General features: G+C 35.2%; 20 protein-coding genes and 1 pseudogene. 11 read left to right on the top strand and 10 right to left on the bottom strand.

The window, feature by feature from the left end; all coding sequences use genetic code 11:
- Positions 1–116: 116 nt before the first annotated feature.
- The 4 genes and pseudogenes from gmtX to CL42_RS11920 form a co-directional block, all read right to left on the bottom strand.
- Positions 117–568 (bottom strand): annotated as a pseudogene (gene gmtX, locus CL42_RS17660) (gamma-mobile-trio protein GmtX).
- A gap of 43 nt (positions 569–611) precedes the next feature.
- Complete coding sequence (locus CL42_RS16730) at positions 612–785, bottom strand: hypothetical protein (RefSeq protein WP_228133278.1); 174 nt, start codon at positions 783–785, stop codon at positions 612–614.
- 290 nt (positions 786–1,075) lie between these two features.
- Entirely contained in the window at positions 1,076–1,471 is a 396-nt protein-coding gene (gene uraH / locus CL42_RS11925) for a hydroxyisourate hydrolase (RefSeq protein ID WP_035268727.1), read from the bottom strand.
- A 128-nt stretch (positions 1,472–1,599) separates the two neighbouring features.
- Entirely contained in the window at positions 1,600–2,382 is a 783-nt protein-coding gene (locus tag CL42_RS11920) for an rRNA large subunit pseudouridine synthase E (RefSeq protein ID WP_035268720.1), read from the bottom strand.
- A gap of 304 nt (positions 2,383–2,686) precedes the next feature.
- Between CL42_RS11920 and CL42_RS11915 the strand changes: the two genes are divergently transcribed.
- The 5 genes from CL42_RS11915 (at position 2,687) to CL42_RS11900 (ending at position 7,757) form a co-directional block, all read left to right on the top strand.
- Positions 2,687–3,238: a M23 family metallopeptidase gene (locus CL42_RS11915; RefSeq protein ID WP_035268718.1), complete on the top strand. Its 552-nt coding sequence runs from the start codon at positions 2,687–2,689 to the stop codon at positions 3,236–3,238.
- Between the two features lie 235 nt (positions 3,239–3,473).
- The gene (locus tag CL42_RS11910; RefSeq protein ID WP_035268717.1) at positions 3,474–3,665 is read left to right on the top strand and encodes a hypothetical protein; all 192 of its coding nucleotides are present in this window, start codon (positions 3,474–3,476) and stop codon (positions 3,663–3,665) included.
- Between the two features lie 104 nt (positions 3,666–3,769).
- On the top strand, positions 3,770–3,895 hold the full coding sequence (locus CL42_RS17655; RefSeq protein ID WP_257219857.1) for a hypothetical protein: 126 nt from the start codon (positions 3,770–3,772) through the stop codon (positions 3,893–3,895).
- A gap of 172 nt (positions 3,896–4,067) precedes the next feature.
- The gene (locus CL42_RS11905; protein ID WP_035268715.1) at positions 4,068–4,895 is read left to right on the top strand and encodes a PhzF family phenazine biosynthesis protein; all 828 of its coding nucleotides are present in this window, start codon (positions 4,068–4,070) and stop codon (positions 4,893–4,895) included.
- Between the two features lie 72 nt (positions 4,896–4,967).
- Positions 4,968–7,757: a M16 family metallopeptidase gene (locus CL42_RS11900; protein WP_035268714.1), complete on the top strand. Its 2,790-nt coding sequence runs from the start codon at positions 4,968–4,970 to the stop codon at positions 7,755–7,757.
- Between the two features lie 54 nt (positions 7,758–7,811).
- On the opposite strand, the gene CL42_RS11895 is transcribed toward CL42_RS11900, so the two are convergent.
- Both CL42_RS11895 and CL42_RS11890 read right to left on the bottom strand, forming a co-directional pair.
- Positions 7,812–8,876 carry an amidohydrolase family protein gene (locus tag CL42_RS11895; RefSeq protein ID WP_035268712.1) on the bottom strand — a complete coding sequence of 355 codons (1,065 nt, stop codon included), beginning with the start codon at positions 8,874–8,876 and terminating at the stop codon, positions 7,812–7,814.
- A gap of 141 nt (positions 8,877–9,017) precedes the next feature.
- Positions 9,018–9,407 (bottom strand): DUF3144 domain-containing protein, encoded by a 390-nt coding sequence (locus CL42_RS11890; RefSeq protein WP_035268709.1) that lies wholly within the window; start codon positions 9,405–9,407, stop codon positions 9,018–9,020.
- 113 nt (positions 9,408–9,520) lie between these two features.
- Between CL42_RS11890 and CL42_RS11885 the strand changes: the two genes are divergently transcribed.
- Together CL42_RS11885 and CL42_RS11880 are read left to right on the top strand one after the other, a co-directional pair.
- Positions 9,521–10,153 carry a hypothetical protein gene (locus CL42_RS11885; RefSeq protein ID WP_035268706.1) on the top strand — a complete coding sequence of 211 codons (633 nt, stop codon included), beginning with the start codon at positions 9,521–9,523 and terminating at the stop codon, positions 10,151–10,153.
- Positions 10,154–10,297: 144 nt separating this feature from the next.
- Entirely contained in the window at positions 10,298–12,007 is a 1,710-nt protein-coding gene (locus tag CL42_RS11880; RefSeq protein WP_051586605.1) for an ATP-binding cassette domain-containing protein, read from the top strand.
- Positions 12,008–12,177: 170 nt separating this feature from the next.
- On the opposite strand, the gene CL42_RS11875 is transcribed toward CL42_RS11880, so the two are convergent.
- The 3 genes from CL42_RS11875 to CL42_RS11865 form a co-directional block, all read right to left on the bottom strand.
- Positions 12,178–12,867, bottom strand: a complete 690-nt coding sequence (locus CL42_RS11875) for an aspartate/glutamate racemase family protein (protein ID WP_035268699.1) — start codon at positions 12,865–12,867, stop codon at positions 12,178–12,180.
- A gap of 383 nt (positions 12,868–13,250) precedes the next feature.
- Entirely contained in the window at positions 13,251–13,475 is a 225-nt protein-coding gene (locus tag CL42_RS11870) for a hypothetical protein (RefSeq protein WP_035268696.1), read from the bottom strand.
- A 382-nt stretch (positions 13,476–13,857) separates the two neighbouring features.
- Entirely contained in the window at positions 13,858–15,096 is a 1,239-nt protein-coding gene (locus CL42_RS11865) for an MFS transporter (protein WP_155756984.1), read from the bottom strand.
- Positions 15,097–15,213: 117 nt separating this feature from the next.
- Here CL42_RS11865 and CL42_RS11860 point away from each other — a divergent pair, with 117 nt between their 5' ends.
- Positions 15,214–15,861, top strand: coding sequence for a TetR/AcrR family transcriptional regulator (locus tag CL42_RS11860; protein WP_051586604.1), 648 nt, complete (start codon positions 15,214–15,216; stop codon positions 15,859–15,861).
- 39 nt (positions 15,862–15,900) lie between these two features.
- Here CL42_RS11860 and CL42_RS11855 read toward each other — a convergent pair whose 3' ends face one another.
- Complete coding sequence (locus CL42_RS11855) at positions 15,901–17,367, bottom strand: CYTH domain-containing protein (RefSeq protein WP_035268690.1); 1,467 nt, start codon at positions 17,365–17,367, stop codon at positions 15,901–15,903.
- 215 nt (positions 17,368–17,582) lie between these two features.
- Between CL42_RS11855 and CL42_RS11850 the strand changes: the two genes are divergently transcribed.
- From CL42_RS11850 to CL42_RS11840, 3 genes are all read left to right on the top strand, one after another.
- The gene (locus tag CL42_RS11850) at positions 17,583–17,963 is read left to right on the top strand and encodes a DUF962 domain-containing protein (RefSeq protein WP_035268687.1); all 381 of its coding nucleotides are present in this window, start codon (positions 17,583–17,585) and stop codon (positions 17,961–17,963) included.
- 294 nt (positions 17,964–18,257) lie between these two features.
- A complete protein-coding gene (locus CL42_RS11845; protein WP_035268680.1) occupies positions 18,258–18,932 on the top strand; it encodes an HAD family hydrolase in 675 nt (224 codons plus the stop codon).
- Between the two features lie 721 nt (positions 18,933–19,653).
- Positions 19,654–20,040: thiamine phosphate synthase (locus CL42_RS11840; RefSeq protein WP_035268677.1), on the top strand; the 387-nt coding region annotated here is incomplete at its 3' end.

Genomic DNA, 20,040 nt, shown 5'->3' with positions numbered 1-20,040 from the left:
TGTTTCTTAAAAATAAAAATTAATTAACTATTTAAATGAATTAATTTTTTTTATCAAGATGTTAGAAATTTTATTAAGATGAAAAGTGGCTCATAGAGACACTTACATTTGAGACACTAAATTTTACTTAATACTTTCTGTATAGCTAATACAAACCCATTTTTAAACAGGGGACGTTCATATTCATCTTTAACCGAGCCATACACTGATACACTCCAGCCACGTTCTACCATTTTTTGTTCATCAATCGCATCTTCCAAAGCTTCTATATCACTTGGCAATAGCAACCCATTTAATGCTGGTAATATAGTTACCCTTTGATGTACTTGTTCTGCATGAATTTCATGATTAGGACGCATATCAATAAGAACTTCCGTATTTTGCTTAAGAATACGGTTTTCTGCTTTTAGTTTGTTTTCTCAGCAATGATTTGACCAAATACAGCTCTTAAAACAGGATCATCTAATCGTTTTAATAAATCCATATCAGATGGTGTCGCAATTAGTCTTGATTGAGGAGTTAAAGGCTTTTTCATCGTGGTATTAGCTTTGGTTGCCCAGGCATCAATCAGCAGACGAAAGTGTTCACCTGTTTTATTACGAATACTTACTTCACCAACTTAAGCACAGAAGGATTTGATCTTCTACACTTAACTTAGATAGTCTACCTTTAGCAGGTACAAGCATTTTTAGCTGTTCAGCCATTAAATCAAAGGTTGACCATGAGATGCCTGTATATCGCTTAAACTGTGTTTCAGAAAGCTTCTTTGAGTCGATGTATTTCATTCGCAAATTATGCATGAATATTTAAAATTATTCGGTACAAATAGTCAGCAAGGGATAGATCTTTTTTTGATTTATAAAAGAGATCTATTGAAGAAAAGAAATTAAAGAAAGACTACATTTTTGAAATGACACTAAGTGACTTTGAGAACTCTTTAATGGACTTAGCTAGGCTTATTAGAAATACAATTATGTATTTATCGCTGGCTATACATTTTGAAGAGCAGCTCAAAAAAGATTCGAATGTTGCCTTGACTTTAGAGAAGTCGCTGCCCCTCAAAAAATAAAATTTTCTAATTCCCCCGATAGGTTGAATAACCATATGAACTTAATAACAACGGAATATGGTAATGATCTAAACTACCATCAATCACAAAAACCACTGGCACTTCAGGGAAGAAAGTACGTTTGTTATTTGCTTTAAACCAGTCGCCAGTTTTAAAAGTTACTCTGTAAACACCTTTTTGAAGATCTGTTTCGGCTGGATATAGACCCTTGATACGACCATTTTCATCCGTTTTAGCTTCGTTGAGCTTTATCCATTTTTCACCCTGCTGCGCTTCAAGGGTAACTGCAATATTTGAGGATGGAAGACCAGTTTCTTGATTAAGCACATGAACACTTAAAGGATTTGCCAAAGTGAATGTTGAAAATGCAAAACCTGAAATAGCAAGCGTAAATTTTTTCATAAGTATCAACTCACAGTAAGCAAATAATCAAAAAAGTGTACTTAAAATGAGAGATTATTTAAGTTAATTTATGTATAAAAAAAGGATGCAACCGCATCCTTTTTACTTTTTTATACAATAGCTTGAGCTTAGCGTGCGCGTCCACGTGGAGCTTTTGTATTTGGGCGAGTAGTACCATTGGTCTTACGACGTGGTTTCTCATGTTCTTCCATTTGCCAAATACGTTTAGTACCCGATTTTTTCTTAGTACCATCTTTATTGACTTTCTTATTAATCGGCTTGCCACCTGTGCCGCCTGGTTTCTTCACATAAGAGCGTGAGCGGTATGGTTCTTCTGCAGGAACATTTTGAAAGTCAGGATAAAGTAATGGTTCAATTTCTCTAGTTTCGCCAGATTCAAGACCCATCTGTACTAAGTCTATTGATCCAATTTTAGTGCGAATAAGACGTAAAGTTGGGAAACCTACTGCTGCAGTCATACGTCGAACTTGGCGGTTACGACCTTCGCAAATCGAAATTTCAACCCAAGAAGTAGGTACAGAAGCACGGAAACGAACAGGAGGATCACGATCCCATAACCACTCAGGCTGTTCAACTTTTACGGCTTTTGCAGGTAGAGTCATACCGTCTTTAAGTTCTACACCTTTACGAAGCTGTTCTAAAGCCTCTTCAGTCACATCACCATCAACTTGAACCAAATAAGTTTTAAATTTCTTATTGGCAGGGTTGGTAATGTACTGATTTAAACCACCATGGTCGGTCAAAAACACCAGACCTTCAGAGTCCATGTCTAGACGTCCAGCAAGACGTAAAGTCGGATCGTCAACGAAATCAGACATTGTCATATGTGCTTCGTCTTTACGAAACTGTGAGAGAACGCCATAAGGTTTATTGAGAATGACGATTTTCATATAAAAACTTCAATAATGTGCAAATAGTGAAAGGTCTGACTTATCAAGAATTTATGAATATCCTGAATTGATCTGAGGATTCGATCATTGAAGTCAAACAAAATAAATCGGGGAATTGGTGACTATTATGCGTGATTCAAAAAAGAAAGTATCGTATTGATCAAAAAAAATATGTAATTCTGACGATTTAATCGGTATAAGCAGGCTTTTATTGGTTTCTAACAAGTGCTTTTAATTTAAACAATACAATGCAAACGTCGATCAGACGCTAAAATTTAACTCAATTTAAGATGTTAGGTTGTATATGAAAAAAAGGATTATCGGATCACTCATTGCAATCAGTTGGATGCTTACTGCTTGTCAGCCCCCAAATTCAGGCGCAACAGCAGGAATACAATATCCATATTTATACTGGAAACTTCAACAGCAAGCGTTGACAGAGCCGTTGGCGATACCCGTTGAAGGAGTCAAAGTAACTCAAATAGCAGATACTTGGGGGGCAGCACGTTCAAATGGTCGTACACATCAAGGAATTGATATTTTTGCCAAACGAGGTACGCCTGTATTGAGTACAACACAAGGTATTGTAAGTCGTATCGGCACAAATAGTTTGGGAGGTAAAGTCATCTGGGTGGTAGGACCTCAGTTAAGTCGCCATTACTATGCACATTTAGATGAATATGCAGCACACATCCAAGAAGGTGACTGGGTTGAAGTCGGTGAAGTATTAGGATATGTGGGAAATACTGGCAATGCGATCAATACACCTCCACATTTACATTATGGGATTTATTTAACGAGTGGTGCTACAAATCCATATCCATATTTAAAACCAGATTTAAAACCAGAGGAATAAGTCTCGTTAATACAAGTAAACAAATGAGAGAGCCTTGTAAGCCTCGTAACATATATCAATTTTAATCCTCTGAAATTTAAATAGCTTACACAATGGAAGTTACGATGCAGTATTTTGATACAGCTCTATGCTCGCAGTTTCGTGCAAAAGGTTTATGGTTATTTGTACTGGTCTAATTCAAGTAAAAAAGAATTTAAGATCCGTATCAAAAAACTGATAATCATGGAGATATGAAATGAGTAATCAATACAATCAAGATCAAAATGAGCAACAGCAACAAAATCACCAACAACGTCAACAAGGTCAACAGCCACATCAACAACAACCGAATCAGCAGCAACAGCAACAAGATCAACAGCAGCAGAATCAGCAACAGTCCCGTCAACAATCACAACAGCAATCTGATTTAGATCAACAAAATCGTTAATCCATTAATCATGAATTGAATGGGAATTTAGGGATGAATCCCCATTCTTGTCAGTAAATTCAAGCATTAACAATTTAAAGTGAATGACACGAGGAAGATAAGATATGGCGAATAAGTCCAAGTTAAAAATTAAAGATTTAAAAGATCAAATTAAATCGAGACTTAAGAAAATTTCTAAACATGAATCTAAGTTAAAAGATTTAAAGAAAGCGCTCAAAAAGCGTAAATAGCAAAAGACCCTCATGTGAGGGTTTTTTTATGGAAGATCATTAGAAATATACAGTTTATGAACGAATCTTTGTGAAGCAATAATTTATAGTCAAGATTGAAATTAATCTATGATTTGAAATGATAAAAGATTATTATTCTCAATTAGAAGTTTGGAAATATTAGGGTGTTTTTATGAAAATGTATCAAGTTGATGCCTTTACTACAGCGTTGTTTAAGGGGAATCCTGCAGCTGTAGTGGTCAGTGAAGAATGGCTTGATACATCACTCATGCAAAATATTGCATTTGAAAATAATTTGGCTGAAACGGCTTTTGTTAAAATTATTGATGATGAAAATTATGAAATTCGTTGGTTTACACCTAAAGTTGAAGTCGATTTTTGTGGTCATGCCACTTTAGCGAGCAGTTATGTACTTTTTAATGAGTATACTCAAGCGAAACACATTAAATTTCATGTTAAAGATTTAGGAATTTTTACCATCACCCGACAAGACGATGGAAAAATCACAATGAATTTCCCAGTTCGAATCCCTCATTTAACTGAAGAGTTTCCTGAATTATTAAAAGAAGTGGTTGATCGTCCGATCAAGGAAATTTATCTAAATCAACAGGCTTATATTTTAGTCTTGGAAAGTGAACAAGATGTGCTTGATGCCAAACCTAATTTTGCCAATATTAATGCGATTGCTGAAGCATATGAGGTTAGTACTTGTATTACAGCATCCGATCATCCCGATATTGCTATAACTGCAGCATCAGAACAATATGATTATGTGGCACGTTATTTTGCACCACATAAAGGCATCAATGAAGATCCTGTAACAGGTTCTATGCATACAGGATTAGCACCCTTGTGGGCTGAGAAATTGAATAAAACAGAACTTATTGCTTTTCAAAGCTCAGAACGAGGTGGCGTGTTGTATTGCCAACTTAAAGAGAATCAAAGAATTGAAATTTCTGGCTATGCCAAACTTTATATGAAAGCTGAAATTTACCTTTAAAGCATAAACCCTATTGATCACACCCTTAGCAGTCGTGTGATCAATTTTTTTATATCAATAATTGGAAGAACAATGCTAACTCGTTTTAAAAAACTTTCACTTACTTTAATGATCGTTGCGGTCAGTTCTAGCGGTTTAGCACAACCTATTTTGGTCAAGACTGAACAAAATATTGAAGAATACAAACTAGAAAATGGTTTACGGGTAATTTTGGCACCAATACCTAAAGAAAATAAAATTTTTATGAATATGGTGTATTTAACTGGAGCTTTGAATGACCCACAAGGTAAAGGTGGTTTAGCACACTTACTTGAGCATCTCGCGTTCAAAGGCACAGAAAATGTAAAAGGAGATGAGTTTCAACGTCGTCTAGATCAGCATACGCTCATGAGTAATGCGATGACTGACTACTATTCTACCCAGTATATGAGTGTCATCCGTCCAGAAAAAAAAGCCATTGATGAAATGTTGTATCTGGAGGCAGAGCGAATGGATAAGCTCGTACTTCAGGAAAAATTTGTTCCGTCAGAAATCGCAATCGTAAAACGAGAGCGTGAGGTTAGAATGGATCAACCTTTTTCAGTATTGATGGATCAAATTTGGAAATCTGCTTACGGAAACCAGTATCTAGGTCGTCTACCGATTGGTGATTTAACTGAGCTTCAGTCAATCAACATGAAGGAACTGAATCAATTTTACCGACAATGGTATACACCGAATAATGCAGTTCTAGTGATTGCAGGTAAATTTAATAAAGCGGATATCCTGAAAGCAGTGGATAAAAATTTTAATCAAATTCCTGCGCGTCAAATTCCTGAGCCAACCCAAGTTCCAATGCTTGATTCGACCAAGATTAAAGAGCGTCAATTTGTCGTGAAAAAGGGAAGTGATTTAGGCAAATACAATATTTATCTCAATGGCGCCCAGCAAAAAACACAAACTGCACTCGCTTTAGCACCTTATTTATTTACAATGCAACCTAGTGGTCATTTGTACAAAGATATCGTGGAAACAGGTACAGCTACACAGGTTCAATCGACGACATGGTTAACACCAGATTTTAATCTTGTTTTTATGGGCGCAGTGTATGCTCCTAATCACGACGAGAAAAAAGTTGCCCTGTCTCTAGAGAAAGGAATTGAGAAAAAGCATCAATTTAATGAAACAGAATTAAATCGTGTCAAAAACATGATTAAAAATAGTCAAGAGAGCATGATGACCAATGCCTCTTCTGTGGGTGGTTTCATTAGTGATTATGTGGTTTCATCCAATGGGGATTGGACAAAATATTTTAAAGATCAAGCAGAGATGCAAAGTTTAAATGTCGATCAGGTTAATCAGGCAATAAATCAATTCTTGGTTGCTGAGCATCGCATTTCGGGCGACATACAACCTACGCCTGAGGATCAAAAAAAGGCACTCGAGCTAGACGCTCATGAGCAAGAATCAAAAACTTTAGATCAAGTGACAGCTCAAGAAGAGCCTTTAAAAGACCCAGCTGTGTATAAAGCTGAAGTGGCTGAGCACTTAAAAAATTCCAAACAGTATGTTGAAAAGTTAGAGAAAAAAATCAAGCGTGGTACTTTGAAAAATGGGATGCAGTATGCACTATTCCCAACGTCAACACGCGATGACAAAACTTACGCATCGATATCTTTAAATTTTGGGACAGCACAATCACTCAAGCATCAAGGTGAAGCACTAGGCTTTATGTCTTATTTGCTATTGAGAGCATCTGAGCAGTATAGCCTGCAAGATATTGCAGACAAATCAATCGAGGCGGGTGGTCGAGCATCTGCTTCAGCTGTTGATAATGGTATTGTGATTAACGTATCTGCGAAGAAAGAAAAATTTCCAGAATTCTTCAAGTTTATTGTCGACGTTATGAATAATCCGAAATTTGAGCAAAGTCAGTTTGACCTCATCAAATCACAAACATTATCGTCATTAAATCGACCATATACAGAGCCTGAAACTGTTGCGGGACTGACTATCGCTAGAATCGTAGAGCGATATGAACCAGGTGATTTGCGATATCATTTTGAACCTGAGCTAGCAAAGCAGCAAATTGAAACCATCACCAATGATCAAATTAAAGCTTTATACCAAAAGTATTTTACAACTCAAAATGGTCAAATATCGGTGACTGGTGATTTTGATGACAAAGCCATTCTGAAATACTTGAATTCATCTTTAGGTCAGTCTAAGACAAAAGAACCATACCAACGTTTGCAGGGCAGTCATATAGATTATCCTGCTCAAAAAGTTCATGCGCTGGCTGAACAGCGTCAATTTGGTAATTATCAAGCGGTTATTGCCATTCCCGTGGGTAATAATCATCCTGATGCAGAAGCATTATATGTGTTGAGCCATATTCTAGGCGAGTCACAATTATCATCACGCCTTGCCATGGAGTTACGTGAAAAAAATGCGTTGGTTTACAGCTTTGGAAGTAGTTTGAGTTTAGATAATTTTATCAATGCTGGTGCTCTAGGTGTAAGTGCTAATTATGCAGCTGGAAAATCAGCTCAAGTTTCTCAAGGTGTGCATAAAGTATTCACTGACTTATTAAAGAATGGTGTGACGGAGCAAGAGCTTGAAGCGGCTAAAGCCAATATTATGAAGCAGCGTGTCACCAATTTAGAGGATGAGCGCCGTATTCATCGTGGATTGAACAGTCAGCTTGAGCAAAATAAAACACAGCTTTCAAGACTAGAACGAGATCAGGCATTTGCAAAACTGACGAAGAAAGATATAGATGCAGTGATCAAAAAATATATTAAGCCTGAGTTTTTGGTTGAAGTTATGGCAGATCAGTATGGTAAACCACAACCTGAAATGATTTCAAAGCCTAAAACTTAGAACCACAATGTACGATTCAAAAAGGCTCATTCGATCGTGAATGAGCCTTTTTTTTTAAAGCTTATAAAATTGCTGCGCATTTTTACAAAATATCTGTTCAACAACATCTGAATTATAGGCAGCGACAATGTCGCTAAAGGCATCAATGATATTTGTAAGTGATGTGCTCACTTTATCCATCGGAAAGTTGGATGCAAACATGACACGATAAGGCCCAAAACATTGTAAAGCATGAATAATCATAGGAGAGACCAATTCAATGATTTGTTGTTTAGATGCTAGTGTTCGTCGTGTATGAAATTGATGACCTAAAACTGGCATGAAGAGTCCAGACATTTTTGTATATACATTCGGACATTGAGCTAATTCTGCAAGATCTTCTTTCCAGTGGAAATAGATATTGTCTCGCGCAGTTTGGGTAATTCCTGTGTGTTTACCTACTGGGCCGAATAAACCTGCTGGTGTGCCCAAATGGTCTAATACAATCGAAGTCTCAGGAAAACGTTTTGCCAAAGCAATAACATCTTTAAGCTGGCTAGAATAAACCCAAGCATCGAAGCTTAAATTGTACTGGGCTAAGGCTTCAAAACCTTTTAAAAATTTTCGATCAGTGTAGAGATGGGGATCATCGTTCCAAGCATGAATTCCGGGATCTTCATGATGTGCAGCCATTTTTCGAATACCACGAAAATGCGGAGATGCCTTTTTATGCATTTTAAGAATTTTTTTGAAATTGCTTTCGCGAGGATCAGCTGTTGCAACGATTCCAGCCAATTTGATGTTTTCTTGAGAAAAAGGAAGCTGCTGAATAAATTGCGTTTCTTCTACAACGCCAGTCCCTTTTTGATGATGCCAGCTGGCTTCGACATGTACAACACGGCTCACAGTATAATGTCCAATGTCTTTGTGGTAATCCGCTGGTAAATAGGGTGCTATGATGTAATCTGTAAGTCCTACTGTCTCTATTAAATCTTTAGGTTTTACGAGACGAACGACTTTATCCAATATTTTTGGATATTTTCCAAAAAGCTTAACAGCTAAAGCGGCAGCATGCGGTGTGTGATAAGGATCCCATTGATGGATATGTGCATCGACGATGGGAAAGTTGAGTTGATTCATCGCTATCCTTAGTTGAGTCATCAATAAGAATAACATACGAGAAATTGATCAATTTTTGAATTGCATTTTCGTTTGAATATTAGAGTTTAAGCATTAAAAAAGCCCCCTAAAGGAGGCTCAATGCACACAAGGCAAATCTATTTAATGATCGTGGTCATGTTTATTTGCATGAAACTCTTCATTACGACGGAAGCGAAGATAGTTTTCAAACTGCTCGCAGTATTCGTCATAATTATCTTCAAGCATCATATGAAACTGTTGCATGATATAAGACATCACTTGTTCTTTAGCATTACGCATTTCATTGCCATCTTTAAAGTTATTGGCAGCAACCCATGTGTTAAAACGAGCAGTACCAAATAGCATCGCAGCACTGACTTGACCACGAGCATCGGCTGGTTTAACAGTAGAACCTTTTTCAACACGGCAAAATTCATTGGCTTGCTTAATAAATTCATCAGCACGTTCGAAGAAAATCGCATTCAATGCTTCTTCTTCAGTGACATCAGTCGCTTGAATCTTTTGAACCATGAATTGTTCCTAATAAATAACTTAATTCAAGCACTATTATAGGCAAAGGCTTGCATAAACTAAACCTTTCACTTAATCTAAAAATAGCCTAAGTAATTTTTATGAGCTTTTCTATGCAAGATGCTATCGCAGTTCAAAGTTTAAAAAGTGATATTGCGTTACTGAGACAGAATATTTGGCCACCTGTTGATCTTGCGAATGTCGAAGGTCTACCCATTTATTATGGAAGCAAAGAGCAAGTTGCTGCATATTACCAGCAATGGACAGGTTTAATTGAAAGGGCACAAGATTTATTTCAACCTTTTATGGAAGACGAGGTTTTAGATGCCATTCATTTACCGAGTCATCTAAATTTACCGCTGTTTTATTTTCATGTAGATCGAATTCGCATTAATAAAACACGTGCAAAGGAATCAAAGACTTTTCGTGGTATTGCCAGTGTATTAGAGAAATGTGGGCAGTTTGAACCTGAACAAGTCTTAGCAATGAGTCGCTGGTTGGATCATGATGACACTGCTGCATTAGTTGCGCATCGCGAATTTATAGATTTAAGAACTTATGTATTTCAGCATGGGCAAAGTGAATATACGAGAACACGATTTTATGTAAATGGTATTGTCTTAAGTGTTGAGCCTCATTTCGAGTTGGTTGATGCTCGCGATAAACCACGTAAGCAACGAAATGACTCATATAGCGATCCATTGGCGGATAACAACACGTGGCGTATTTATGGAAAATATCGTTAGTTGAGCTGATTGAGCTTAGTTTTTAGACATTAGAATCAATGATTAGCTACTTTATAAGTACAAAGCTTCTACGATCAATATCCAAACCTATTGATAAGTATTGTTTAAAATAGTCATCACAAAAAATAACTAATTTAAAGAATGATGACTGAAAAGATTAAACAATTTAAAAAGGCGTTGATGTTATTCCGTCAACATGATGAAAATGGATTAAGTGTATTCTTCGTTTTAGCCATACTTCAAATTTTAATTATTGGTACGAGTGTTGGTTTACCGTATTTGTTTAAGCTGCTGATTGACCAGACCAGTGAGCCTGATCATTACTATTCGATTCAAGACTTTTTTCAAATTCATCTGCTCTATTTATTCGCTGTTGCTTATGCATTCGCTTGGTTTATCAATGAGGGGATGAAGAATGTAAATAATTTTGCCATGTCTATGATGAACAGAAATGTTGATGCATCTATGCTTAAAGCTGGAGTATTTAATTTTCTTGATTTGAAATTAAAAGATCAACGACAACAAGATATCGGTGTATTTAATTCAAATCTAATTCGTGGCAGTGAAGCACTTGGCACAATTATTTTTACTATATTTTTTGTCATCGTACCTACGGTATTTAAAATCTTAGGTATGGTGTATGTGCTCGGAAATACGATCAATCTTGAATTTGGTGTGTATTTTTTCGTATTCTCAGCTTGTACAGTTGCTTTATCGCTCATCATTACCTTTAAGACACAAGATATCTTTACGATTATGTATGGTGCTCGAAATCAACTGAATCAATTTGTGATTGAAAAACTACAACAAAGTTATGATATCAAACTCAGTCATTCGAAATATTACGAATTTGAAGAGTTTAGCCGCAGAATCGATGACTATAAAATAAAGACTCAGGATACCTATAAAAAACTTCAGTATCTCATGATATATCAACTGTTATTTGTGTCATTTTTTCTTTTGGTATTCATGATTTTATCAGTCTATATGTTTGAATATCAAAGTTTTAGTTCGGGTGATTTTGTTTTAGTCAGTACCTATATTATAGGTTTAACCATTCCTTTAATGATGATGTCTCAAAATATCATTCATTTGAAAGGTCATATTGTGGCTATTGATCAGTACCTAGAATATTTTGAATTGGAACATGAGTCATTCGGTACGAATGATCTAACAGCTGAGGAACAAAAAGAAAGTGCGGTGGCATATTCATTTCAAAATGTGACATTTGATCTAGGTCAGCAGACGATTGAAAATTTTAATTTAGACATTGTGTGTGGAAAAATATATTTAATTCAAGGTCGAACAGGTATTGGAAAATCAAGTTTCCTTAATTATTTGGTGGGAATTGAAAAGATCAAATCTGGGCGACTATTCTTTAGAAATTTAGAGATCACTTCAGTATTTTCAGAAAAGATATTTGATCAGATTGCTGTGGTCAGCCAAACTCCGATCGTTTATTCAAGCTCATTAAGACAAAATTTGATTCAAAATACTGAGATCAAATATTCTGATGACGAGCTTAAACATTGGCTAAAAGAGTTTGATTTACTTCATTTGCTGGAGAAAAATAAAATTGAGTTAGACGATGATATTCAAGAAATTTATAAAAATTTTTCTGGTGGTGAAAAACAACGATTGAACATCATTCGTGCATTACTAAAACAACCAAAGCTTCTGATCTTAGATGAACCTACAGCAGCCTTAGATGAGAAAACAAGTTCGAAAATTTTAAAAATTATTCAAGAGCGAGTTGAAACGGTCATTATGATTTCTCATGAACGTATGGCGACAGAAATTGCTGATGAAATTATTGATTTCAACATCATTTTAAATTCTAACAATGAGGATTAAATGATGATTGTTCTGGCATGAATATCATTCAAAAAAAAGCGATTTTTAAAAATATGTATTTATTTGATTAAATTTAGTCTTGGGCAACGATTCATGTACTTGATGATAGGTTTTGATGTCAGTTAAATATTTTTTAGCATGAGCTGAATGATGTTTATGCTATGAAATATTTATGATAATACAAAATCTACAGCTGCTTGCGCATGAATAGAAGTTGTATCAAATAGAGGTACTGAGAATTTTAGATCTCCTATCAGCATACAAATCTCAGTGCATCCTAAAATGATTCCTTCAGCGCCAGAAGATATTAATTCTTCGACAATATGAATATATTTCTTTTGCGAAGCTTCGCTAATCATGCCTAAACATAATTCGTTGTAAATAATATCATGAACAATTTTTCTACTCGCTTTATTAGGTGTTATTACTTTAAGTCCTTTTTCCTCCAATCTGCTTTTATAAAAATCTTGTTCCATCGTAAATGCAGTACCAAGCAGCCCAATTTTTGTAATTTTCTGGCTCATGATTTCCATGGCTGTCGCATCTGCTATATGTATAAATGGTATGTTGGTTGATTCCTCAATATAAGTTGCTACTTTGTGCATTGTATTTGTACAAAGTACTATGCCATCTGCACCTGCTTTTTCTAACTGTATGGCTTGATCTCGTAAATAGATTCCTGCATCTTCCCATAATCCTTTGCGTTGTAACTCCTCAATTTCAGCGAAATCAACGCTAATAAGAATAACCTTAGCAAAGTGTAACTTGCCAAGTTTCTTTTGAACCATCTTATTGATTTGTTGATAGTACAAATCAGTCGACTCCCAACTCATTCCACCTAATAAACCAATTGTCTTCAAGTTCGCACCTTTAAAAATTAAATATTTAATTTATCAATATAATGAAAATTATCGAGTATGAAATTGCTACTTTTTTAAATAATGACTTAATCAAAGTGAGAAAAGTTCAGCTTTTGATGTGTATTTAGGGATGAATGTATATAAGTTTAGCAGCAGAATTTACCAATCTTATGGTTGAGTAAGCTTCTCATCGGAAGAATTCACATTAACCCCAAACTTAGATGCCATAAATAGAGGAAAATTATTGTATTGCTGAACAATCCATGTATAGAGCATTCTAGTTAAAAATCTTGTAGGTTATCAATCAAAAGGCTCATTCATGAGCCTTTTGATGAGTGATTTGAAAGATTAAAAAATCTATTGATCATAGGAGTTTTTTTAAATTAAACCAGCGTGTCTACAACACCTTTTAATACACCTAATCCTAGTGAATCAATTGTTCCATTAAGTGTTTCATTTAAGCCAGTGCCAATTTTCACTAAAGGATCTTTTAATCCTACAAGAGAGCCGACAGTACCAAGCAAATTAGTCACTAAACCTGCACCAGATACTGCTTCAATTTCATCTAATGTAAGTTCTTTTAAAGTTGTTGGATTTGAATTATTCATTGTATTCACCATTCATGTTTGATTTTATTTTCAAGTAAATCGAATAACTAGCGTTAAACGATAGACTCATCATAATGAATGCATTTTGCATGCCAACTAATAAATAATGATAAATATATAATTTAGGTATAATTAACAATATGGAGGATTAATTAACGGATTTTTCATGAAAAAAATTCATCATTTTTGTGCAAATGTCACCAGATTAGCGCATAGCTCGATTTGAATGATGGTTGAGAATTGAGTGCGTTAATTTCTTAAATTGATTTCACTCAACGAAATGAGTTTATATTTCATAGAATTATTTAAGAATTGAGCGTAAAAAATTACACTCAACTCAACTCAACTCAACTCAACTCAACTCAACTCAACTCAACTCAACTCAACTAATTGATGTACATTGCTGAGCTTTAGGATTATTTAATCCTCGACTATGTGTGAATACAGCAATTACAGCTAAAGAGATAAAAATCAATACACTGTAAATTAAGGTGCTGGTATTGAAGTGATCTACCATAAAACCACCAAATAATGCGCCTGCTGCAATCATGATTTGGAACATACTGACAAAAAGAGGCATCCCTTTTTCAACCGCATGTGGCGCATGTAAAAACATCCAAATATTGGCTGTCGTAGGAAAGGCACCAAAAGCAAAACCCCATAATGCAGTAAGAATATATGCACCAGGTAAGAATTTGGCATAAACAGGGAATGTAAGGAATACGATTGCTAAACACAATGCAACAGCAAAAAGCGTATAGCGGACATTGATATTGCTGCTATAACCAGAGAATGCATTGCCTAAGAAGCCTGCTGCTCCATAAATAAGAAGTAATGAACTGATGGTTGAACCATCAAATCCTGCTTCATTTTTATAGAATGGCGCCAAGTAACTGTACGTTGAAAAATGCGCTAATCCGATAAATAAAACAATGATTAACCCTTTACGAGCTTTGGGATCTCGAAACAATGCGGGTAGATCACTATATTGAATAGCTGAAGTCGGCGGTAATTTCGGTAGGAATTTAATCTCAAATAACAGAATAATGGCACCAATCACTGAGGTGATCATAAAAGCATTACGCCAACCGTAAATTTCACTTAGCCATGTTCCAACCGGAACACCCAGCACAGTTGCCAGAGTCACGCCAGCCATGACGATAGCTGTTGCTTTGGCGATGGGTAGGTGAGGAGGTGCAACACGACCACTTAAGGCGATTGCAGTTGCCCAGAATCCGCCTATCGCGATACCCAAGAAAAAGCGACTCAATAGAATCCAAGTGAAACTTTCTGAATAGCTCGTAATGAAATTTGCAATGACCATGACCGCTGTGAGTGCGATTAATAAATAACGTCGATCAAGTTGCTTCACCCAGACCGAGATAAGCGGTGCTGCGAAAGCACCCATCACGCCTGGAAGGGTAATGAACAGGCCAGCAGTACCGACTGAAATGTTGAGATCTAGTGCGATTGCATTGAGCACACCAATAGGGAGAAACTCACTGGTCACTAATATAAAAGCGGTGATAGAAAGTGTAATAACAGCAAACCAATTTCCTTGATTTTTTGTAGGAGATGGAGAATTAACAGCGGTTTCAGTCAGATGAGATTCAGATTTCATTGACCAACGCTCCTTGAAAATAATTTCATAATGATTGTTATAAAAATAAAATATTTGAATTTAAGATCTGGGTCAATTAATTTATTAATGATCATTATAAAATTAATTGGGTTGAATATGCAGGAAAGTTCAAAGCCAATAAATCAAATGGATAGTGCCAATTCAATATCTAAGGGGCGTGGACGTCCTAAGTGTTTTAATGAAGAACAAGCACTTGAAAAAGCCATGACACTATTTTGGAAATACGGTTATGAAGCCACTTCAATGAGTGATTTAACATTCGCCATGGGAATCACTGCACCTAGTCTTTATAGTACGTATGGTGATAAATCTGAGCTCTTTAATCGTTGCATTGACTATTATCTCAGGCACGAATCATGCTCGATGGAAATGATTTTTAAACAGGCACATTCCATAAAATTAGCAATGGAACTCTATTTGATTGAAAATCTAAAACGACTGGTGCAGAAAGACAAACCAAAAGGATGTATGTTGGTCGTGTCGACAATGAACTGTTCGATTCAAAATCAACAAATACAACAATCAATTTCGGAAAAAAGACAGTTATCTAAATCGAATTTACTAGAAAAATTATTAGCTGCCCAAGCCTCAGGTGAAATTAGTGCACAAACTAATATTCAGGCAATGACCGATTATTATATGACGATTTTACAAGGGCTAAGCTTGCAAGCTCGTGATGGAGCAACTTTTGAACAATTGGAAAGCGTTGTACACACGGCGATGCAAACTTGGGATTATTTTTAAGTCAGAACTTCTCATTGACGAAAAGTTCTGACTTGAATTTTATGACTTGATAAATTTTCGACTGACTAGAAATTGTTCAGTCGCTTCCAAAAGTTTTTCAGCGTAAATTTCTTGCTTTGCCGTCAACCAACCTAAGGCGAACCAGTCACTGGCTTCTAATTCTGTTTGCTGTAAGTAGGATGATGAGGAAGACAATACTTGATATTGTTCAGCTGCATAATGTGCATCATTAAGCGCCTTGCCGTATTTTTGTAAATTTTTCACATTAAAAATTTGTGTTAAGACTGGGAAACTGAATTTTAATTCACTTAAATGTATAGCCAATTGGTCAAGACTTTCAAAGTTAGAAGGATCAGCTTCATTCAGACATTCCTGTAAAACTTTATACTGCTGTTGAAGCGTATTTTGAGCATAGGTTTTGAGGTCTTGGGTTTGCACCTTCTTAGAATTGCCTAAACTAAAACTCAAAAGTTCAAGATAGTGTTGAACGTTTTGGGTAGATTTGACTAAGTTATTTAATTTTTCTCGGGCGTAGAGCACATCTTTACTTAGCATTTCAGCAGTTTTAGGGTTTTGCAGAATAGCGCCTAAGGTGTGTTGCATATGCTCATAATGTTTTAGGTTTTCAAAATGACTTTTAAATGCAGATAACTGATGTGCCCATTTATCTGTGCTCTTTGATGTCCAGTCTTTAAAAATAGATAGACTTAAAAACAAATAGTTCAAAGCAATATGTGCTTGTTCGATGTGTTCCTGTTCAGCCACTTCCGCAGAAATCGCAGCAATATTCGGCAGTAAATGTTGCATATGATGACCGATCATCATCCGAATCGTTTTTTCTGCGCTTTCTTTTTTTGCAACGATCCATTCTTTTTCAGTTCGCGCTGGGCTTACAACTAAATTTGAAACCAATAAATTACCAAACTCAGCCTTACTTCGAACGTCTAGCCAAAGTTGATATTTTTTGACCCACTCAAAACTAAACGCTAGTAATGCTTCAACCTTTCCTTGTTTGAGTTCAAACTCTACTTCATGAATCTCATGTTCTCGATCACCTGATCGTACAACGCCAATATCTAGACTCACTTCAATCTCAGCATCCTCGAAGCTAACCACTCGAACTGTACGTTGAATGTCTGTTTCAAACTGCAAGACTAATTGGTCAAAATCACCTTTCAATGCGTCATTTAAGACCTCATAAGCTTCGGAATCATCTGAATAAATAGATAGATCTAAATTCGGTGCAGCCTCAAGATTACCTAAATCATGATTATGTTCGAAACGGTGTAAATGGCTTTTACTTTTCGTCGCTTTTAGGGTTTGAACCCAATTGGTATTTTCAAGACGTTGTCGAATGGCTATCCCATGCTGAGAGAGTAGGCGATCAGGAGTGTCATAGTACTTTGCTTGCATTTGAATGAGTTCAGACTTTTTGGGATCGATTGCTTTTAAAATCGCATTCCGTCGAGCTTCTGGGATCTGAAACTTTAATTCAATTTCAAGCATGTGATTTTCCTAATTGATCAATCATTTTCATAGAAGTAAGACATTTGATTGCCTTTTAATTTAAAGGGGATTGTAACTGATTCAGTTAGAACCACAATCTTGAAAATTCACTTACATTTACTTGAATGAATGATTAATCACAATATTTGTAAGATAAGCTTTTCAAGTGCAATTTTTTGAATTATGGTGGTCAAAAAAAGGACAGGAATAAAAAAATGAATGCTTATGTAGAGCCATCTTCATCGCAAGAAGAAGCTAAACTTCAATTACCCATCAAGAATTACTCAGAATTTTATCGTTTTTATTTGACTGAACACCGCAGCATTATGAGTCGTCGTTTACATGCAGCAGGTAGCTCAATCGGTATTTATTTTTTTACTCAAGCGATTCGTCAGCGTAAAGCTAAATATTTAGTCTACGGATTAGTTTCAGGCTACGCATGCGCGTGGGTGGGGCATTTTGTTTTTGAAAAAAATAAGCCAGCAAGCTTTAAACAACCGTTGTATAGCTTTATTTCAGACTGGAGAATGTTATCGGATATTTTGCGTGGAAACTTGAGTTTGAAAGATCGTAAATTTGATAAAATTGATAGCTAAATTTATATATTTTTTTTAAAAGCTCAGAATATTCTGGGCTTTTTTGTCATGAAAAGTTTTAAGAAAACTACACAAAAATATGATTATATGATAGCTGGAAAGGCCTAAGATCCAATGAATAAATCCAAATTATAAATATTGGGATTAAATAAAAAAATTAACGTATTCAATTGGATGAGTTAACGGTATTATTCTGATAAACCGCATATAATACATATTATGTTAATTTAAATAATACTGAAAAAAGAAGATGAACTATATATAGAACTTTTATTATGAGAGTGGGTATTTTTAATGCGAAACATACTTCTGTTTGATTTGGATCAAACTATTTTGAATAGGAATGAGTCACTTATTCGTTTTATAAGTTGGCAAGTAAATTTTTTCCAATTAGTACCACAAGAACTAAAAGATGTATTTATAAAAAAATTTATTGAATTGGATGATAATGGAAATGTTTGGAAAGATATCGTTTACAGTCAATTAATCAAAGATTTTAATATAAAAAAATTTACTGTTGATGAATTACTTAATTCTTACATTACTGATTTCAATAAATTTTCAATTGGTTTTGATGACGTCCAAAAAGTCATTTCAGATCTTTATCAAAAGGGATATAAGATTGGGTTAGTCTCCAATGGAAAAAGCCCATTTCAGGAACATAATTTTTATGCTTTAGGTCTTACCGAATATTTCTCGACTATCATAGTTTCAGAAGCGATTGGCTTGAGAAAGCCCGATAAAAAAATATTTGCTTACGCTTGTAACCAGTTAAATTGTACACCTTCTGATTGTATTTTTATTGGTGACAATCCTAAAGCTGATATAGAAGGTGCAAAAAATGTTGGTATGAAAACTATTTTTTTTCACCCAAATAAAATACTAAAAAAATCAAATACAGATGAGAGTATTAATCATTATGATGAATTAGAGCGAGCCATCAATGGAATAAATAATGGGGGCTTATGATGAATGATAAAATTAATTTATATGAAAATGTTTTATATAGTTGAATGAGTTAAGAAGATGTATTGATAATATTGGTGCTTCACTCATTTTGATACTATCCGAGCGCTTTAAATAAACAAATAAAAATAGGAAAATTAAAGGCTTAATCTGAGTTACCCTCATTAGATCTCTGAAAGAGAAAACAATCAAATTTTTAATTTTAAAAAACTTTCTGACGAAGCTATTTATGTCCATTAGTTGCCGGCAAGTTTTACGATTGATTATTGATGAAGTTATCAAACATTATGAATTAAGTACTGAATCAAATAATTAAACGCATCTATTTAACATAATTGAGATTATACAAAATTATTGACTGCACTTTAATGGAAGAGGGAATCCCTTAAGCATTTGCTGTGCATGACATGCTAAAAGGTGTTTTCATACTGATTCGTTTATAACTAATGCCAGGTATAGGCTCCTTCGCAGGCAACATATCTCTTTTTTCGCAAATTTCCTTTATGTACTTAAGTGTGTCTTTCGAAGAACTAGATGGAATATATTCAAACGTATTGGAGCCAATTTTTCTTGGATTAAATTTCACAAATTCATTTCAATCAATATCTTTAATACGCTTAGTCAACAATAGAGCCCGTTAATTTCTACATTTTATCAATGTGTTCTTCCAAGGCTTTGTCCTATAATGTTTTAAATTTTTAGTATTTGCCTAGAGTTATTCTTTATGCGCGGTTTGTATTTAATCACCAACGATGATCCTATTGAACTTCTATTAGCAAAGCTTGAAGGAGCGATGGCAACTTATGAAGTTGCAGTACTTCAGTATCGTCGTAAAAACGTTGCGAAAGAAGATCAAGCTTATGAAATTGAATACATGAAGAATATGTGTAATCAATATAAGGTTCCTTTTGTCATCAATGATGATTTAGAGGCTGCAGTCAAATATGGCGTGGGTGTGCATCTTGGTCAAGATGATGGTTCAATCCAAGAGGCTGTAGAACGATTGCCAAAAAATGTCTTAATTGGACGTAGTTGTAATAATTCTATTGAACTTGCCGAACAGGCGATCGCAGACGGCGCAAATTATGTAGCATTTGGCGCAATTTATGCG

The organism is Acinetobacter sp. Ver3, from assembly GCF_000632455.1.
In the GTDB taxonomy this organism is placed as follows: domain Bacteria; phylum Pseudomonadota; class Gammaproteobacteria; order Pseudomonadales; family Moraxellaceae; genus Acinetobacter.
The sequence above is the reverse complement of the archived record's forward strand: the minus strand, read 5'-3'. Positions and strand labels throughout refer to the sequence as shown.

Excerpts from the sequence above, each read along its gene's own strand:
- CL42_RS17655 (WP_257219857.1), top strand. The coding sequence starts at position 3,770 with ATGGCGAATAAGTCCAAGTTAAAAATTAAAGATTTAAAAGATCAAATT.
- CL42_RS11885 (WP_035268706.1), top strand. The coding sequence starts at position 9,521 with ATGCAAGATGCTATCGCAGTTCAAAGTTTAAAAAGTGATATTGCGTTA.
- CL42_RS11890 (WP_035268709.1), bottom strand. The coding sequence starts at position 9,407 with ATGGTTCAAAAGATTCAAGCGACTGATGTCACTGAAGAAGAAGCATTG.
- uraH (WP_035268727.1), bottom strand. The coding sequence starts at position 1,471 with ATGAAAAAATTTACGCTTGCTATTTCAGGTTTTGCATTTTCAACATTC.
- CL42_RS11900 (WP_035268714.1), top strand. The coding sequence starts at position 4,968 with ATGCTAACTCGTTTTAAAAAACTTTCACTTACTTTAATGATCGTTGCG.
- CL42_RS11920 (WP_035268720.1), bottom strand. The coding sequence starts at position 2,382 with ATGAAAATCGTCATTCTCAATAAACCTTATGGCGTTCTCTCACAGTTT.
- CL42_RS11895 (WP_035268712.1), bottom strand. The coding sequence starts at position 8,876 with ATGAATCAACTCAACTTTCCCATCGTCGATGCACATATCCATCAATGG.
- CL42_RS11910 (WP_035268717.1), top strand. The coding sequence starts at position 3,474 with ATGAGTAATCAATACAATCAAGATCAAAATGAGCAACAGCAACAAAAT.
- CL42_RS11880 (WP_051586605.1), top strand. The coding sequence starts at position 10,298 with ATGACTGAAAAGATTAAACAATTTAAAAAGGCGTTGATGTTATTCCGT.
- CL42_RS11915 (WP_035268718.1), top strand. The coding sequence starts at position 2,687 with ATGAAAAAAAGGATTATCGGATCACTCATTGCAATCAGTTGGATGCTT.
- CL42_RS11850 (WP_035268687.1), top strand. The coding sequence starts at position 17,583 with ATGAATGCTTATGTAGAGCCATCTTCATCGCAAGAAGAAGCTAAACTT.
- CL42_RS16730 (WP_228133278.1), bottom strand. The coding sequence starts at position 785 with ATGAAATACATCGACTCAAAGAAGCTTTCTGAAACACAGTTTAAGCGA.
- CL42_RS11845 (WP_035268680.1), top strand. The coding sequence starts at position 18,258 with ATGCGAAACATACTTCTGTTTGATTTGGATCAAACTATTTTGAATAGG.
- CL42_RS11905 (WP_035268715.1), top strand. The coding sequence starts at position 4,068 with ATGAAAATGTATCAAGTTGATGCCTTTACTACAGCGTTGTTTAAGGGG.
- CL42_RS11860 (WP_051586604.1), top strand. The coding sequence starts at position 15,214 with ATGCAGGAAAGTTCAAAGCCAATAAATCAAATGGATAGTGCCAATTCA.
- CL42_RS11865 (WP_155756984.1), bottom strand. The coding sequence starts at position 15,096 with ATGAAATCTGAATCTCATCTGACTGAAACCGCTGTTAATTCTCCATCT.
- CL42_RS11855 (WP_035268690.1), bottom strand. The coding sequence starts at position 17,367 with ATGCTTGAAATTGAATTAAAGTTTCAGATCCCAGAAGCTCGACGGAAT.
- CL42_RS11870 (WP_035268696.1), bottom strand. The coding sequence starts at position 13,475 with ATGAATAATTCAAATCCAACAACTTTAAAAGAACTTACATTAGATGAA.